We start from the raw sequence: 16,369 nt of genomic DNA, 5'->3' as shown, positions 1-16,369 counted from the left end.
GCCCTCGCCGGCCCGCCTTTCCGGCAGGGGGAAAACGTGCTGCGCCGCCGCGACGGCGGCGGGTAGAGCTGTCGGTGTGAACGCAGCCGGTTTCGTCGCAGACGCCGACCGCGGCCGGGTGCTGGCCGCGCTCCGCCGCCAGCTCGCCTCCGTGTCGCAGCGCTCGCCGTTCTACGCGAGTCTCTTCGCCGAACACGGCGTCGGCCCCTCCGCGCTCGAGACGCTCGACGACCTGCGCCGGTTTCCCTTCACCACCAAGGACATGCTGCGCCGCAGCCAGGCGCAGGATCCGCCGCTGGGCGCGCACGCGGCCGTGCCGCTGGCCGACGTCGTGCGCGTGCACTCCTCGACCGGCACGACCGGCACCCCGAGCTGGGTCGGCGTCACCGCCGCCGACACCCGCGCCTGGACGGAGATGACCACGGCCGCGCTGCGCACCCAGGGGCTCGTCCGTGAGGACGTGCTCGTGCACGGCGCCGGGCTCACCATGTTCGTCGGCGGCCTTCCCGTGCGCGACGCGGTGGAGAACATCGGGGCCACGATGATCCCGATCGGCACCGGTGCCTCCGAGAAGGCCGTGCTCGCCCTGGAGTCGTTCCAGGTCACGGCGCTGCACTCGACCCCGTCCTACGCCCGCTACCTGGCCGAGTACCTGCGCGAGCGCGGCCGTGACCCGCGCGAGTTCGGGGTGCGCAAGGTCATCGTTGGCGGCGAGCCCGGCGGCGGCGAACCCGCCTTCCGGGACTACATCGAGCGGGAGTGGGGTGCCCGCGTCACCGAGGGGCTGGGCAACGCCGACATGGCGCCGATCCTGTTCGCCGAGCCGCCAGGGGCCGCCGGGATGCGGCTCACCGGCGGCGCGCACGTCCACGTCGAGCTGATCGACCCCGACACCGGCGAGCCGGTGGCCGCCGAGCCCGGCGCCCGCGGCGAGCTCGTCTACACCGCGCTCGACCGGCAGTGCTGCCCGCTGGTGCGCTTCCGCACCCGCGACCGCGTGCACGTCACCGGCACCGACACCGACGGCGCCCCGCTCATCCGCTGCGTGGGCCGCACCGACGACATGCTGATCGTGCTCGGGGTGAACGTCTTCCCCGCCGCGGTGCGCGACCTCGTGCAGACCCTGCATCCGCGCACGTCAGGGGCCATGCAGGTGGTGCTGGACACGCCGGGCCCCCGGGTCGAGCCGCCGCTGCGGCTCGACGTCGAGTGGGGCAGCGAGGACGGCGACCGCGCGGCGCTGCGCCACCAGCTGGAGAGCCTGATCAGGAACCGGCTGTCCGTGCCGGCGCGGGTCAACCTCGTGCCGCCGGGCTCACTGGAGCGTTCCGAGATGAAGACCCGGCTGACCCGGGTGGGAGGTTGACATGGGTGCCAACGCGATCCTCGACCCGACCGGCGGAGCGGGCGGCTCCGCGCGCGGCGACGTGCTGGCCTCGCCGAGAGCGACCCTGCGCGGCGCCACGGTGGGGCTGCTGGAGAACACCAAGCAGAACGCGGCCCTGTTCCTCGCCGAGCTGGGTCGCCTGCTCAGCGAGCGGCACGGCGTGGCGGCCGTCGTGCAGCGCACCAAGACGGCGTTCGCGCTGCCGATCCCCGGCGAGCAGCTCGACGAGCTGGTCGCCCAGTGCGACGTGCTCATCACCGGCGTCGGCGACTGCGGCTCGTGCAGTGCCTCCGCCGTGGCCGACGGCATCGCCTTCGAACGGCGGGGCGTCCCGGCCGCCGTCATCTGCAGTGACGCCTTCGAGGTCACCGCCGACGCGATGGCCGAGCTCAAGGGCGCGCCCGGCTACCGCTACGCCACGACGGCGCACCCGGTCGCCGTGCTCACCCCCGGTGAGGTGCGCAAACGCGCCGAGGAGGCCCTGCCGGACGTGGTGGAGCTGCTGACCGGAGGCACCGCGTGAGCACCCCCGACCCCGACGTGGCCCAGGAGGCCATCGAGTACTGCTACGCCCACGACTGGACCGACGGGCTGCCGGTGGTGCCCGCGTCGGCGCCGCTGGTCGAGCGGTTCCTCGCCACCACCGCGCGGGCGCCACAGGAGGTGATCGGCCGCAGCGAGCAGTTCGACCGTGCGGTCACCGTCGAACAGGCGGCGATCAACGCCGCCATGGCGGGCTGCCTGCCCGAGTACTTCCCCGTCGTGCTCGCGGCGTGGGAGGCACTCACCCGCGACCGCGCCGCACGCGGCGGCGGCTGGCAGAGCACGAGCGGGCCCGCACCGATGATCGTGGTCAACGGCCCGGTGCGGCAGCGGCTCGGCATCAACTGCGGCGGCGGCGTTTTCGGCCCTGGCTACCGTCCGAACGCGACGATCGCCAGGGCCATCGGCCTCATCGTGCGCAACGGCTTCGGCATCCGGCCGGGCGTGCTGGAACAGGCCACGCAAGGCCTGCCCGGCCGGTGGTCGATCTGCCTCGGCGAGAACGAGGAGGAGAGCCCGTGGCAGCCGCTGGCCGCAGACGCCGGGATCACCGGCGGCAGTGCCGTGTCGGCGATGCTGCTGCGCACGTGTGAGTTCGTGGACAACCGGCACACCCAGGACCCTGAGCAGATCCTGTGGGACTTCGCCGACACCATCTCGCGCACCGGCTCGCTCATCTTCCGGGACACCTCGGCCGGTGTGGTGTTCAGCCCGGAGCACGCGCAGCTGCTGGCCAAGGCGGGGCTGAGCAAGGCGGACGTGCAGCGCTGGTTCACCGAGCACTGTGGACGGACGCGGGCGGAGCTGTACCGCGCGGGCAAGAACGGCACCGGCGACAACGGCGTGCGGCACGCCGACGCCGAGGCCGACCCCGGCGACACGACGTTCGAACGCTTCCTGCCCTCGCCGCTGCACGTGCCGATCGTGGTGGCCGGCTCCCGCAACGCGGCGATGTCCATGGTGGTGCGGGTCTTCGGAGTGTGGTCCGGCGAGGCGGTCGGTGTGGAGGACCCTGTGGAGGAGAGGACATGATCGATCAGGACGGACTCAAGGCGATGCAGGACATGCTCGCCACCGACGGCTACCGGCTGGACGCCACGGAGCGGGGCGACCGCGTGGACGTGCGGATCTCGGTGGCCGACCCGGCGGCCTGCTCCGACTGCCTCGCGCCGGAGCCGGTCATGCGGGGCATCCTGCACAAGCAGCTGAAGGTGCCGGAGGCCGCGATCGAGCTGACCTACCCCGAGGACGCCGGATGACCGGCCGCGTCGCGCTCGTCACCGGCTGCGGCAAGCCGGACGGCATGGGGCAGGCCATCGCGCGCACGCTGGCCGCCGAGGGCGTGGCCGTGGTGGTCGCCGACCGGGTGCCCACGGGCGTGCCCAACCTGCGGCAGCAGCAGCTCGGCAGGGACCTCGGCGGCTGGCACGGGGTGGAGAGCCTGGTGGAGCTGATCCGCGACAAGGGCGGCGTGGCCTCGAGCGTCACCGGCGACATCGGTGCCGAGGGCGACGCCCGGCGCATGGTCGAGCAGACCGTGGACCGGCACGGCAGGCTCGACATCCTCGTCAACAACGCCGCCGCGCCGCAGGGGGCCGACCGGCGCGACATCGAGGAGGTGCCGCTGGACGTCTGGGACGAGGTCCTGCGCATCAACCTGCGCGGCACCTACCTGATGTGCCGGTTCGCGGTGCCCCACATGCGGAGCCAGCGGTGGGGCCGGATCGTCAACATCTCCTCTATGGCGGGTGTGGTCGCGGCCCCGCGGTCCACGGCGTACTCGGCGTCCAAGGCCGGCGTGCTCGGCCTGACCCGCTCGCTGGCCATGGACGTGGCGGCCTGGGGCGTGACGGTCAACGCCGTGTGCCCCGGCCTGGTCGGCACCAGCCGCTCGATCCTGAGCACCGACCCGGACCTCGACGAGCGGGCGGAACTGGAGAAGCGCGGCAGGGCGATCCCGGTGGGCCGCCCCGGCGCTCCGGAGGACATCGCGGCGGCGGTGCGCTACCTGACCTCGGAGGACAGCGGTTACGTCACCGGCCAGATGCTGGTGCTGGACGGCGGCGGCATGCAGCCGTTCCCCCTGCCCCGGCCTGCGTAGCCCACCGGGACATGGCAGGCTACACTCGTCTCGTGCAGACGATCAGCCAGCGGGAGTTCCGCAACAACTCGGCCGCCGTCATGAACGCCGTGGAGTCAGGGGAGACCTACCGGATCACGCGAAACGGCGTGGAGGTCGCCGAACTGCGCCCACTCAGTCGCAAACGGCGGCTGAGCGCCGACGAGCTCGTGGCGCGCCATCGCAGGCTTCCGAAGGTCGACTACGGGCAGCTGGGAGGGGAGGCCGATCGGTTCTTCGCCGAGGACCGCGTCGGAGACGACGACCCGTGGGAACGTCGTCGTGGCTGAGCGGTATCCGTCGGGCGTGCTCGACACGTGTACCTACCTTGACCTCGACGTGCTCGACCCGGCAGTCTTGCCGGAAATCCCGGAGATCACCGCGATCACTCTGGCGGAGCTGCATCAGGGTGTCGCGATGGCGAAGGATCCCGCCGCCAGGGCGGCTCGTACGGAACTGCTCGGTGCGGCGATCGTCGAGTTCGAACCGCTGCCCTTCAACGGTGAAGCGGCAGCGCGGTATGGGTCACTTACCGCCTTGGTCGTCGTGGCGCGTAGGGACCCCCGGCCTCGCAAGCTCGACCTCATGATCGCCGCGATCGCCTCGACCAACGGCTTGCCGCTGTTCACCCGCAATCCCGCGAACTTCCGGGGCCTCGATGACGTCGTCACCGTCGTCGCCGTGTGATCACCCCCGGGCGTTGCCGCCGGAGAGGGCGGCGAGCACGCCGTCGGCGCCCTCGGCGGCGGGCACGAACCGGTCGGCGGGCGGCAGGTTCGTGGCCAGGCCCGCCTCCACGGTCGCGCGGTAGTCGTAGGCGGGCCGGTAGCCCAGGTGTGCGCGGGCCGCGTCGATGCTGAGCTCCAGTCGCCAGGTGAACGGCAGCGGCACCAGCACCTTCGGCACCCCGAACGTCTCCGCCACGGCGGCCGCGCCCGCGTCGGCGGTGATGGGCTCGGCGGCCACGATGTTGAACGCCCTGCCGACGGCACCCGGTTCGGTCAGCGCCAGGATCGTGGCCTCGGCCGCGTCGCGCACGTCCACGGCGCTCAGTGTCCACGGGCCGTCCGGGCCGATGAACCCGGCGGCGGTGTCCGGCGGCTCGCCCGGGGTGGCCGCGTCGACGATCGCCGCGAGATCCGGCCTTCCCTCGAACAGCGGCCACAGCGTGCTGCGCCTGCCCGCGCTCTGCTGTGCCCGCAGCCAGCCCCGCAGGAAGCCGAGCCGGTAGAGGTTGTCGGCCTCCTCGGGGCTGAGCACGGTGCCGTACCGCACGATCGAGAACGGCAGGTCGAACTGGGCGGCCCGGTTGCGCAGGATCAGTTCGCCCAGCAGCTTGCTGGTGCCGTAGTAGTCGGCGGGCTCCTGCGGCACGTCCTCGGTCAGCGGCACCGCCACCGGCGCGCCGGGGCGGTACGTGCTGTCGGTGCTGGCCAGCACGAACCGCCGCAGGCCGGGTGCCTGCCGAATCACGCCCTCCAGCAGCCGCAGCGTGCTGAACGCGTTGAGGTCGTAGAAGTCGTCCACCGGGCCGTCGCCGAGCGTCATCCGCGCCGCCAGGTGCGCCACGTGCGTGACGTCCCGGCAGGCGTCCTCGATGGCCTCGGTGTCGCGCAGGTCGCCGTCGGCGATCTCGACGCCGGGGAACGCCGCCAGCTTCGCGCGGTGGGGGCTGTCCGGCCGCACGAACGCCCGCACGGTGACGCCGGAGGAGACCAGTCTGTCCACCAGGTTGGCGCCGACCCGGCCGGTGGCGCCGGTCACAAGCACTCGCATGTCCTCCACGAGTACGCCCCGGCGCCCCCGCCCGGGGAGGGGAGCGTGTCCCGCCTCCGGACCAGGTCCGCGCGTGCTGGCCGCCTGCGTCGCCGTGTTGGCCGTCGGCGACGGTGTGGGCCTCGTGACGGGATACTCGCCTCGCGGGGGCGGCCACCACACCCGCGCGGGCCACCACGGCTGTCTCGGCGGCGTCAGCCCGCGTGGCGGGAGCGGTAGCTGCGCATCTTGTTCCTGGCCCCGCAGACGTCCATGCTGCACCAGGTGCCCGTCTGGCCGGGGGAACGGTCGTAGAACACGGACCGGCACGCGGGATTCCGGCAGGTCTTGAGGCGCCCGAGCTCGCCGGTGACACCCGCCGCGAACAGGATGCCCAGCAACGCGGCGATGAGGCCTTCGGTGCCACCGGGCTTGCGCGGCGGCAGCATCGGCTCGCCCGCCGCCGACCACTGGATGCCGGAGAGGGTGGACTTGGCGAGCCGGTTCAGCGCGGGCACCGCGGCCGCTCGCCGCTGCCCGCCGAGGAAGTCGCGCAGGGTCTCCCGGAACGCCACGAGCTGCTCGTGTTCCTTGCGGCTGGGCTCTGCGGTGGCCAGGCCGCGTTCACGCAGCCACAGCGCGGTGCTGGCGGGGGTGATGAGGGAGTCCTCGGAGCTCAGGAACCGGGCGGAGTTGCAGAACTCCTCCAGCTTTCTCAGCTCTCCTGGCGCATCCGACCGGGGGAACGACACACCGCGATGTTACCAACTAACCCTACTTGCCGGTAACCGGTCAGCGGGTGGCGACTCGCCTGGCCCAGCGCAGGTCGATCTTGCCACTCGGGCTCCGCTGGATCTCCGGGACGAAGATCACCTCCCTCGGCCGCTTGTACCCGGCAAGCGTGGAGCCGACGTGCTCGGACAGCTCGGTCTCCGTGGCCGTGGCCCCCTCGTGCAGGGCGACCACCGCCACGATCCGGTGGCCCCAGCGTGCGTCGGGCACGCCGACCACGTTGACGTCCGCCACCGCGGGATGCTCGCCGAGCACCTGCTCGACCTCCTCGGCGAACACCTTCTCGCCGCCGGTGTTGATGACCCTGCTGTCGCGGCCGAGCAGCACCAGCGCACCGTCGGCGTCGATCGTCGCCAGATCGCCGGTCACGACGAACCGCTCGCCGCGGATCACGCGGAAGGTCTGCGCGGTCTTCTCCGGATCGCCCAGGTACTGCGTGCCCTCCGCGCTCGGTCCGGACACGCGGCCCACGTCGCCGGAGCCCGGCCGCACGTCGTTGCCGTCGTCGTCGAGCACCTTGGCGCCGGGCAGCAGCTCGAACCGCGCGGTCACGCCGTCGCGCTCGCGCGTGGTGACCGACTTGGCGAACGGCCCGCCCTCGGACGCGGCGAGCAGGTCCTCCATGGCCGCGTCGCAGTGCCGCAGCAGGCGCTGCTTGACCTCGGCACTCCACAGCACGCCGACGCTGACGATGCGCGACAGGCTGGACAGGTCGTAGGGCCTGCCCTGCTTCTCGGCCTCGTCGAGCGCGTCGGCCAGGGGCACGGCGAACACGTCGCCGACGAGGCACACGTGCCCCACCCGGTGCCGTTCGACCTCGCTGGCCAGCTCGTCGGGGTCGTAGGAGCGCGACGGCAGGTACACCACCGTGCCGCCGGTGAGCAGCGTGCCGCAGCTCAGGTACAGGCCCGTCGCGTGCATCAGTGGCGGGGCCACGAGGGTGCGCAGGCTCTTGCCGCTGCCGATCAGGTCGCGCACGCATGCGCGCAGGTCCTCGGCCGTGGCGGGGATCGGCATCCCCAGCACCGGGAAGCCGTTGTTGGACACCACGCCGATCAGCCACCGCTGCCGCGACAGCACGCCCTTCGGGCTGCCGGTCGTGCCGCCGGTGAACATGAGCCAGCCGTCGTCGCCGGAGCGCGCGATCCTCGGCATCGCGGGCGTCTCGGTGACCACCCGGGCGTAGTCCGCGGCGTCCAGCCCGCCTGCCGGGGAGGCCGCGCCGAGACGCACGAGGCTCCGCAGGTTCGGCAACCGGCCCGCCACGGCGGCGATCCGCTCGCCGAGCGCGGCGTCGAACACGATCGCCGAGGCGTCGGCGTCGGTGAGCAGTTCGGTGAGCTCCCGCTCGCGGTAGCGGTAGTTGACGTTCACCGGCAGCGCCCGCAGCTTCAGCAGCGCGAACACCGTCTCGAGGTACTCGGGCCCGTTGAACAGCGCGATCGCGATCCGGTCGCCCTCGCCGAGGCCGTCGTCGGCGAAGCGCTGGGCCAGCCGGCTCGCCCGCTCGTCCAGCTCCCGCCAGGTGCGGCGGGTCTCGCCGTGGACGACCGCGACGCGCTCGCCCGCCTCGTCGGCCACCACCTCCAGCAACGTCGCCAGGTTGGTGTCCATCCCCGTCCGCTCCTCGTCGCCGTCGGCCCTGCTGCGCCCGGTGGGCGCGACGAAGTCTCGCGGAACCGGCGGCGCGCGGGCAACGGCTCTCCCGCCAGCCGGAAGCCGGATCGTCCGCGCGCTCAGCCCGCGTCGGAGGGCAGGTGGTCGCCGAGCACGCGGCGCAGCTTCGACGGCCAGCGCGACGGCCGCACGCCCGCCGCGCGCAGCGCCTGCGAGATCTGGTCGAGCACGGCGTCGTCGGTGCCCTCGGCCAGCTCCACCTCCAGCTCCCGCCAGGCGGTCGGGCTCGGCTGCTCCCCGGCGGCCTCAGCGGCCACGTGATCGTCCACGAGTGTCGCGAGTGGACGGTCGTCGGTGCCGAGCAGTGCGTAGGAGTAGCGCGTCGTCCGGATGCGCGCCACCGGGAGCAGGTCCCCCTCCACCCGGTCGCGCACCCGCGCGAGCAGGCTCTCCGGCACCGACTCGCCCGACGAGCCGAGCGGCTCGGTGACCTCCTCGCGGTGCCCGCTCTCGTGCGGCAGCTTCAGATGCCAGCCCGCGTCGGTCCCGCCCGTACGCCGACGCAGCGTGACCCCGGAGCCGATGAGCCGGTAGCCGGCGGTGTCGAAGTAGGTGGCCTCCAGCACCGCCTTCACCGGCTCGTCCTGGCGGACGACCGGGCCCACGCCGTCCAGACGGGGAACCGGCTGATCCAGCTCCAGTTCGAACTTCACCTCGCGCTCGATCATGCTCGCTCTCCTCGTCCTGCTCGGCGGCGCTGCTGACGATAGTGTCGGCAGAATGGACGGTGCAGGCCTGACCCGCCCGGAGGCGATCACCCGGGCCCTGCCGCTGCTCGACAGCGTGCCCGATCCCCTCGACACCCGCCACGGCTACCTCGACCTGCTGGGCGAGGTGGAGCGGGAGCCACCGGGTGCGGTGCAGTCGCTGTGGGAGTCCACGGTCGGCTCCGCGCTGTACGACCCGGTGCAGTCGCTGGGCAGGCGCGTGTTCACGGCCCTGCGGCCGCCGGTGTCGCGGCTGGCGATTCCGCCCGGTGGACGGGTGCTCGACGCCGGCTGCGGCCCGGGCGACGTCACCGCCGAGCTGGGCAGCGCCGCGGGCCCGGACGGGCTCGCCCTTGGCGTGGACGTCTCCGACTCGATGCTTGCCAGAGCGGTGCGGGCGCATGCCGAGCCGAACGTCGGCTTCGTGCGGGCCGACGTTCGGCGCCTTCCGTTCGCCGACGCGACCTTCGACGCGGTGAGCTGCCTCGCGGTGCTGCAGCTGGTGCCCGAGCCGTTCCGGGTGCTCGGCGAGCTGGTGCGGGTGCTGGTGCCGGGCGGACGCCTTGCCATCCTGGTGCCCGCGCCTGCCGGCCCGCTGTCGCGGCGGTTGAGCAGGCTCATCCCGAACGCGGCCGGGCTGACCCTGCTCTCCGCGGAGGAACTCGCCGAAAGCCTGCATGCCCATGGCGTTACCACCGTGCACACGCGACAAAACGGTCCCGTGCTGAGCGTGCTCGCGAGCGGGAGCGCCTGAGCACTGCCGACAACCGCGGATGTCTTGACAATAAGTATTGTCGGTAGGACAGTGGGGCCATGCACGAAGTCGCGGTGATCGACGATCCCGAGGCCGCCGAGGTCTCCCTCGACCCGGTGCGGGCCCGGCTGCTCGCCGAGCTGGCCGAGCCCGGTTCGGCCAGCACGCTGGCCCACCGCCTCGGGCTGCCGCGGCAGAAGGTCAACTACCACCTGCGGGCGCTGGAGCGGCACGGACTCGTCGAGCTGGTCGAGGAGCGGCGCAAGGGCAACATGACCGAGCGCGTGCTGCAGGCGAGCGCCGCGTCGTACGTGATCTCGCCGAACGTGCTCGGCGCCGTGCAGCCCGACCCGGCGCAGTCGCCCGACCGGCTGTCGGCGCGTTGGCTGCTCGCGCTGGGCTCCCGGCTGGTCCGGGAGGTCGGCGAGCTGCTCACCGGCGCCATGCAGGCCCGCAAGCGGCTGGCGACCTTCGCCATCGACGGCGAGATCCGGTTCGCCTCTGCCGCCGACCGCGCCGCGTTCGCCGACGAGCTCGCCGGTGCCGTGACCCAGCTGGTGTCCAAGTACCACGACGAGTCCGCGCCGGGCGGGCGGCACCACCGCATCGTCGTCGCCGTGCATCCCAGCGTGAACCCGAAGAAGGAGACGGGATGAGGATCAACCTCACCAGCGTCCTCGTCGACGACCAGGACAAGGCGCTGCAGTTCTACACCGAGGTGCTCGGTTTCGTGAAGAAGCGCGACTTCCCCGTGGGCGGGGGCAAGTGGCTCACCGTCGTCTCGCCCGAGGGGCCGGAGGACGTCGAGCTGCTGCTGGAACCGGACGGCAACCCGTCCGTCGTCATCGACGGCAGGCCCGCCGCCCAGGTGTACAAGAAGGCGCTGTTCGACGCGGGCATCCCGTTCACCGCCTTCACCGTGGACGACGTGCGGGCGGAGTACGAACGGCTCACCGCCCAGGGCGTGCGGTTCCTCGGCGAGCCTGCGGAGGCCGACGGCGTCGCCACCGCCGTGTTCGACGACACGTGCGGCAACCTCATCATGATCGCGACCGCCTGATCCGTACCGGCCACCGGCGACCGGCCCGCCCCGTATGCTGTGGGCCGTTCGGGCCAAGATTGCGCTCACGGGAACCGGCGGCGGTGCGGTGCCGTCACCATGGAGACGTCCGTGAGCGTCTGGGGGAGGAGCGGAACATGCCGGACAGCGTCGACGCCAGCGAGCGCATGGTCGATGACTGGACCCGGAAGATCCAGGAGCAAGCCCAGCGGTACCAGGCGATGGCCGCGCGCGTGGAGGACATCTCGGTCACCGAGACCTCGCCGGACAAGGCCGTCCAGGTGACCATCAACTCGAAGGGCCTGCTCACCGACCTCTCCATCTCCGAGAGCGCGCAGGGCAGGCGCATGGCCGAGCTGTCCATGCAGATCATGCGGACGGTGCAGGCCGCGCAGTCCCGCATCCCCGAGCGGCTCCAGCAGGCGATGGCCGAGACCATCGGCACACAGGACCAGGCCGCGACCAAGGTGTTCGAGGACGCGAAGCGGCTGTTCCCGGAGCCTCCGCAGGACGAGCCCGCGCCCCCGGCACCGGATCGCGAGCTGCGCTTCGGACCCGAGGACGACGAGCCGCCACCGGCCGCGCCGCCCCGGCACCAGGCGCCGCCTTCGACGCCTCCGCAGTCTCCGCAGGCGCCCCAGCCTCCACAGCCGAGGCCGCGCCGGAGGCCGTCGGCGGACGACGACGATGACGACTTCGGCGGGCGTTCGATCCTGTCCTGACCGTTTCGGCCAACTAGGGGGACCTCATGCCCGAGGGCGGTTTCGAGCTCGGCTCCGACCTCACCGCACATGCCACGCAGATCGACGGCTGCACCGACCAGCTCAACGTCGCGGTGCAGGCGGCGCAGCAGGTGAGCATGCCCACCGACGCGTACGGCATTCTCTGCCAGCCGTTTCGCATGCTGCTCGATCCCGTCGAGCAGTACGGCATCGACGCGCTCAACGAGGCCGTGTCGGCCATGCAGGCCACCGCCGACAAGGCGAGGAGGGCGGCCGAGGTCTACCAGTCCACCGAGGACGGTGTCGTCGACGCGTTCAAGGCGGGTGAGTGATGCCCGAGGGAGGCAACCCGCTCGTCGCCGACGCACCGCAGGACGGCGACGGGCCAGGGCCGCTCACGTCGGGCAACGGTGACTACGGCTGGGCAGGCGGCATCGGCATCGCCGAGTCGGCGATGGACACGTTCAACGGCATCAAGGACGGCAACTGGGTCGAGGGCGGCCTGGGGATGGTGGGCCTCGCCGCCGAGGGCGCCGCCGCGGCGATCGATCCCTTCGGCTGGCTGATGTCGTCGGTGGCGTCGTTCTTGATGGAGCACGTGCAGCCGCTCAAGGACATGCTCGACTCGGTGTGCGGCGACCCCCCGGTGATCCAGTCGTACTCGGAGACGTGGAGCAACGTCTCGGGGCATCTGGAGGAAACGCAGGTCACGTTCGCCAACGCCGTCAAGACCGGCACGGCGGGCTGGACCGGCCCCGCCGCCGACGCCTACCGGGAGTCCTGCAAGGAACAGGAGGAGACCCTCGCGGGCGCGGCGAGTGTCGCGGGCTCCATCAGCACGGTCGTGATGATCATGGGCGAGGTCGTCAGCTTCGTCAGGGAGACCGTCCGCGACCTCATCGCCGACCTGGTGGGCAAGCTCATCTCCTGGGTGCTGGAGACGGTGTTCTCGCTCGGGTTCGGCACGCCTGTCGTGGTCGCCCAGGCCGTCGCGGCGATCTCGAAGTGGGCCACCAAGATCGCCGAACTGCTCAAGAAGCTGCTGGAGACCATCCGCAGGGTCTCGCCGCTGCTGGGCAAGCTCGGCGACATCCTCGCCCAGATCCTCAAGGTCAGCGGCAAGATCGCGGGCAAGATCACCGGGCTCGACGTCATCAGCACCAAGAACATCACGGCAGGCGGCTTCCTCCAGCGTGGCGGCCCGGACATCGACACGCCGGGCGGTGGCGGTGGCAGCAGCGGTGGCGGTGGCAGCGGATCCGGCTCGGACTCCGGCGGTTCCGGGTCGGGCGACGGCGCGGACGGCGGCAGCGGCTCGGATGCTGACGGCGGTGGCAGCTCCGGCGACCCCGGGAACTCCGGCGATTCCGGCGGCTCCGGCAGCGCGTCGCCCGACGGCGGCACGTCCACGACCGCCGACGGACCGGCCGCGGTCCGGACCAACACCGAGGGCGGAGCGCCCACCACCAGCCGCACCGGCGGCGGTGACGCGCCGGCCTCCGGCGCCGGCGGTGACCCCGCGGGCTCCGGCTCGCCCGGGACGCCCGCGGCCGCGCGCACGGACACCGGTGCGACGCCGAGCACGTTGCGCGGTGACGGCCCCGCGGGCAACGGCGCTCCGGCCGGCAACGGCGCTCCGGCCGGCAACAGTGCTCCAGCAGGCAACAGTGCCCCGGCGGGTGGCTCCGGCCCGGCAGGCGGTGGCGGCCCCGGCCCGAACGCCCACGCGAGTCCCAGCCCGGATTCCGCCCCCAGCCCCGGCCCGAGTTCGAACCCGGGCCCGAGTTCGAACCCCGGCCCGAGTTCGAACCCCGGCCCCGGCCCGGACTCCAGCCCCAGTCCCAGTCCCACCTCGAGTCCGGCTCCCGGTCACGCCCCGGCCTCCTCGTCGTCGCCGGGCGCCCATTCCGGCGGTGACGGCGGCGGCTCGCCCGGCGGCAGCGGCGGCTCCCCGAACCCGGGCAGCAGCCCGAACCCGGGCAGCCCGCACACCGCGAGCCCGGGCACCGGCGCGCCCTCATCGAGCGCTCCGCACACCGATCCGGGCAGCCCCAGGACCGGCGAGGGGCCGTCGAACACCACCACGGCCAGTGGCTCCACGCCGTCGTCGACCCTGCCGCGCACCGACGCCGGTCCGGCGAGCGTGCCGCCGCAGCGCGGGCCCGACGGCGGGCCCGCGTCGCCGAACCCGCAGCAGGGGCCCGCGGCCACCGGCCCGGCAGGAGCGGCCCCGGCCGGGCCGGGAAGCCCCGGCGCCGGCACACCCGGTGCGGGCGGCCCCGGCGCACGGCCCGGCGCGGGCGGGGGCTGGACCGGCACTCCGGGCAGCCCGGGCGCGAACCCGCCACCCCGCGCACCGGACGGGTCGCCGAACCGTCCGCCCGGCCCGAACAGCCCCGCGGGCGCCGGACCCGGCGGGCGAGCCCCCGCACCGGCACCCGGCCCGCAGGTGGCGCCACGCGGTCTCGCTCCGCACGGCAGTCCCGCCGCCCCGCCGCACGGGGGCCCGCCGCGCACCGCGCCCGCGCACGCGACGCCGCCGTCACCCGGCGCGCCCGACCCGGGCAGGCCGTCCCCGCCGCCTGGCGGCAACGGCAGGCCGCCGGGCAGCCACCGCCTTCCCGACGACGCGCCGCAGTCGCCGGGGCCCCGGCCCGACGCCGACGGCCCGCACCGGCCCGACCAGCCGCCGCAGAACCCGGACGCGCCCCACCACGAGCCGGAGCGGCTCACGCCCGACGAGGTCAACCAGCGGCATGCCGAGCGCACCCCGGCGGGCACGTCGTTTCACCGCGACGACCCCGAGATGGGTGACCTGCCGCAGCGCGTGCGGCCCGACCCGGACGGCCGCTACACCGTCGACGTGCACGTCACCCCCGACGGCCACGCCCGCATCGGCGACCGGCTCTACACGCCGGAGGAGTTCGCCGACATCCTGCGCCGCAACGGCGACTACGACGGCGGTCCCATCCGGCTCATCGGCTGCGACGCGGGTTCCAACGACTTCGCGCAGCGCCTGTCGCGGGAACTCGACACCGAGGTGCTGGCGCCGAACAAGCCGGCGTGGACCGACTCGAACGGCCGGGTGTTCTCCTCCGACTACGAGATCGGCCCGGACGGCAAGGTGCGGCCCAGGATCCCGCCGAACGGCGAGTGGGACGTGCACACCCCCGACGGTGCCACGTCGCGCGCGGGCGACGACGCCTTCACGCCGGACACCGCCGACGCCGACAAGCGCGACCTGGACCCGGACGACGCGCAGGCGCGCGGCCGCAGGCAGCCGCCACAGGACCCGGATGCCGATCCGGACGCCGAGGAGCCGTGGCAGCGGCAGGAACGAGAACTGCTCGACGAGGACCTGCAGCAGCGGCGCCACGCCACCCCGCAGGCCGTGCGCGACTTCGACCCGCCGTCGCGCACCGGTCCCGAGGACATCGGACCGAACAACCCGGACGCGCCCCGGCCGCCGAGGCCGGACGAGCGGTTCCCCACGGAACAGCGGCTCGAGCCCCACCACTCCTACCGGGTGCACGACGAGAACGGCACCCTGCGGGGCACCTACCACACGGACGGCACGGGCCGCGTCACGCACATCGACGCGGAGCACCCCAACGAGCCGCCCCGCATCAAGGGCGCCGCCAACCCCGCGTACCACCCGAACCCGGACGTCACGAACCCGCACCCGGACACCACGTACCGGGTGGGGATCGACGGCCACCACCAGGTGTTCCACACCGGCCCGGACGGGCTGCCCGAGCCCGCGGTGGAGTTCCACCGGCCCACCTACGACAGCACGGGCACCATCGACAGCGCCCACCCGTACGCGCCGAAGCCGGGCAAGCCGTTCGACCCGCCGCCCGGCGCGCTCGACCCGCACACGCGCTACGACGTCGTCGACACCAACGGCCACCCCCGGGGACGCTTCTACACCGATGCCGACGGCAACATCCGGTGGGCCGACGTCGAGTCGGGCCGGATCTCCCGCACGCACCCGGACGCCGACAACCTGGCGAATCACCATCCCGGCGCCGAGGTCCACTTGCGACAGCGGTTTGAACCGGGCGCCACCGCGCCCGAAGGCGTGGACCGGCCCGAGCGGTTCGACGGCGCCACGGAACGGGTCGTGCGGCAGAAGTCGGACGAGCCGTTCCTCACCCAGGACCGCACGCTCGAGCCGAACTCGAAGTACGTCGTGGAGAGCGAGTACCGGGACGGCAAGAAGAAGCCGGTGATGACGCGCGCGGTGTACTGGACGGACGGCAACGGCGACATCGCGGTCGCCGAGCACTTCCGCCCGCACAACCCGGACCTGAACAACCCCAGGCCGAACACGGTCTACAACGTGGACGACGGGCGGTTCGTCTACCAGACCGGGCCCGAGATCAACGGCGAGACCGACACCGTCTCCGGTACCGGCAACGATCTCCGGCGCGCCGACTCCGTGGACCTGCCCCGCCGCGACGAGAGCGCGCAGAAGGAGTCCGCCGACCTGGGCCCCGACAGCAGCCACCCGCGCTCGCAGCGCAACGACGGCGGGCACATCGTCGGCAACCAGTTCACGGGCCCCGGCGAGCTCGTCAACATGATCTCCCAGTGGCGGCCGCAGAACCAGGGCTGGAAGCTCGCCAATGCCGACCACCACTGGGCGGCCATGGAGCGCGACCTCGCCGACCTGCTCGGCAAGGGCGGCAAGGTGGAGCAGTTCAGCGTGTTCCCCCTGCGGGATGCTGGCGACCGGGTGCCGCACACCATCCAGGTACGCTGGGTCGAGACCGCGCCCGACGGGACGCAGAGCGTGCACCTGCGCAGTTTCACGAACCAGGCGCCGAACGCCGCCACCACCACGTGACCGA

General features: G+C 73.1%; 17 protein-coding genes. 13 read left to right on the top strand and 4 right to left on the bottom strand.

Annotated features, from left to right (window positions below; all coding sequences use genetic code 11):
• Positions 1 to 76: 76 nt before the first annotated feature.
• Genes BAY60_RS33695 through BAY60_RS33665 form a run of 7 tightly spaced genes read left to right on the top strand, consistent with a single transcriptional unit; the run spans position 77 to position 4,736 of the window.
• A complete protein-coding gene (locus BAY60_RS33695; protein ID WP_112285404.1) occupies positions 77 to 1,366 on the top strand; it encodes a phenylacetate--CoA ligase family protein in 1,290 nt (429 codons plus the stop codon).
• A 1-nt stretch (position 1,367) separates the two neighbouring features.
• Positions 1,368 to 1,910 (top strand): UGSC family (seleno)protein, encoded by a 543-nt coding sequence (locus BAY60_RS33690; protein ID WP_112285403.1) that lies wholly within the window; start codon positions 1,368 to 1,370, stop codon positions 1,908 to 1,910.
• The gene (locus tag BAY60_RS33685; protein ID WP_112285402.1) at positions 1,907 to 2,962 is read left to right on the top strand and encodes a hypothetical protein; all 1,056 of its coding nucleotides are present in this window, start codon (positions 1,907 to 1,909) and stop codon (positions 2,960 to 2,962) included. Before BAY60_RS33690 ends, BAY60_RS33685 begins: the two co-directional genes overlap by 4 nt.
• A complete protein-coding gene (locus BAY60_RS33680; RefSeq protein WP_112285401.1) occupies positions 2,959 to 3,189 on the top strand; it encodes a hypothetical protein in 231 nt (76 codons plus the stop codon). Before BAY60_RS33685 ends, BAY60_RS33680 begins: the two co-directional genes overlap by 4 nt.
• Positions 3,186 to 4,031 (top strand): SDR family NAD(P)-dependent oxidoreductase, encoded by an 846-nt coding sequence (locus tag BAY60_RS33675; RefSeq protein WP_112285400.1) that lies wholly within the window; start codon positions 3,186 to 3,188, stop codon positions 4,029 to 4,031. Before BAY60_RS33680 ends, BAY60_RS33675 begins: the two co-directional genes overlap by 4 nt.
• 32 nt (positions 4,032 to 4,063) lie before the next feature.
• Positions 4,064 to 4,339, top strand: coding sequence for a type II toxin-antitoxin system Phd/YefM family antitoxin (locus BAY60_RS33670; protein WP_112285399.1), 276 nt, complete (start codon positions 4,064 to 4,066; stop codon positions 4,337 to 4,339).
• 16 nt (positions 4,340 to 4,355) lie between these two features.
• Complete coding sequence (locus tag BAY60_RS33665; protein ID WP_112285644.1) at positions 4,356 to 4,736, top strand: type II toxin-antitoxin system VapC family toxin; 381 nt, start codon at positions 4,356 to 4,358, stop codon at positions 4,734 to 4,736.
• Here BAY60_RS33665 and BAY60_RS33660 read toward each other — a convergent pair whose 3' ends face one another.
• From BAY60_RS33660 to BAY60_RS33645, 4 genes are all read right to left on the bottom strand, one after another.
• Complete coding sequence (locus BAY60_RS33660; RefSeq protein ID WP_112285398.1) at positions 4,737 to 5,825, bottom strand: NAD-dependent epimerase/dehydratase family protein; 1,089 nt, start codon at positions 5,823 to 5,825, stop codon at positions 4,737 to 4,739.
• Between the two features lie 194 nt (positions 5,826 to 6,019).
• The gene (locus tag BAY60_RS33655; protein ID WP_112285397.1) at positions 6,020 to 6,556 is read right to left on the bottom strand and encodes a CGNR zinc finger domain-containing protein; all 537 of its coding nucleotides are present in this window, start codon (positions 6,554 to 6,556) and stop codon (positions 6,020 to 6,022) included.
• Positions 6,557 to 6,596: 40 nt separating this feature from the next.
• A complete protein-coding gene (locus BAY60_RS33650) occupies positions 6,597 to 8,210 on the bottom strand; it encodes an AMP-binding protein (RefSeq protein ID WP_112285396.1) in 1,614 nt (537 codons plus the stop codon).
• A gap of 122 nt (positions 8,211 to 8,332) precedes the next feature.
• Positions 8,333 to 8,941 carry a CYTH domain-containing protein gene (locus tag BAY60_RS33645; RefSeq protein WP_112285395.1) on the bottom strand — a complete coding sequence of 203 codons (609 nt, stop codon included), beginning with the start codon at positions 8,939 to 8,941 and terminating at the stop codon, positions 8,333 to 8,335.
• 52 nt (positions 8,942 to 8,993) lie between these two features.
• Between BAY60_RS33645 and BAY60_RS33640 the strand changes: the two genes are divergently transcribed.
• From BAY60_RS33640 to BAY60_RS38425, 6 genes are all read left to right on the top strand, one after another.
• Positions 8,994 to 9,734, top strand: a complete 741-nt coding sequence (locus BAY60_RS33640; protein WP_112285394.1) for a class I SAM-dependent methyltransferase — start codon at positions 8,994 to 8,996, stop codon at positions 9,732 to 9,734.
• A gap of 59 nt (positions 9,735 to 9,793) precedes the next feature.
• Positions 9,794 to 10,390, top strand: a complete 597-nt coding sequence (locus BAY60_RS33635; protein ID WP_112285393.1) for an ArsR/SmtB family transcription factor — start codon at positions 9,794 to 9,796, stop codon at positions 10,388 to 10,390.
• Complete coding sequence (locus BAY60_RS33630; RefSeq protein WP_112285392.1) at positions 10,387 to 10,794, top strand: VOC family protein; 408 nt, start codon at positions 10,387 to 10,389, stop codon at positions 10,792 to 10,794. Before BAY60_RS33635 ends, BAY60_RS33630 begins: the two co-directional genes overlap by 4 nt.
• A 137-nt stretch (positions 10,795 to 10,931) precedes the next feature.
• Complete coding sequence (locus BAY60_RS33625) at positions 10,932 to 11,516, top strand: YbaB/EbfC family nucleoid-associated protein (protein WP_112285391.1); 585 nt, start codon at positions 10,932 to 10,934, stop codon at positions 11,514 to 11,516.
• A gap of 26 nt (positions 11,517 to 11,542) precedes the next feature.
• The gene (locus BAY60_RS33620; protein WP_112285390.1) at positions 11,543 to 11,848 is read left to right on the top strand and encodes a type VII secretion target; all 306 of its coding nucleotides are present in this window, start codon (positions 11,543 to 11,545) and stop codon (positions 11,846 to 11,848) included.
• A complete protein-coding gene (locus BAY60_RS38425; protein ID WP_112285389.1) occupies positions 11,848 to 16,365 on the top strand; it encodes a DNA/RNA non-specific endonuclease in 4,518 nt (1,505 codons plus the stop codon). The genes BAY60_RS33620 and BAY60_RS38425 overlap by 1 nt, the downstream gene beginning before the upstream one ends.
• Positions 16,366 to 16,369: the final 4 nt, after the last annotated feature.

It is taken from the genome of Prauserella muralis, assembly GCF_003202285.1.
In the GTDB taxonomy this organism is placed as follows: domain Bacteria; phylum Actinomycetota; class Actinomycetes; order Mycobacteriales; family Pseudonocardiaceae; genus Prauserella_B; species Prauserella_B muralis.
Note: the sequence above shows the minus strand (reverse complement) of the source record. Positions and strands in the feature narration are given on the sequence as shown.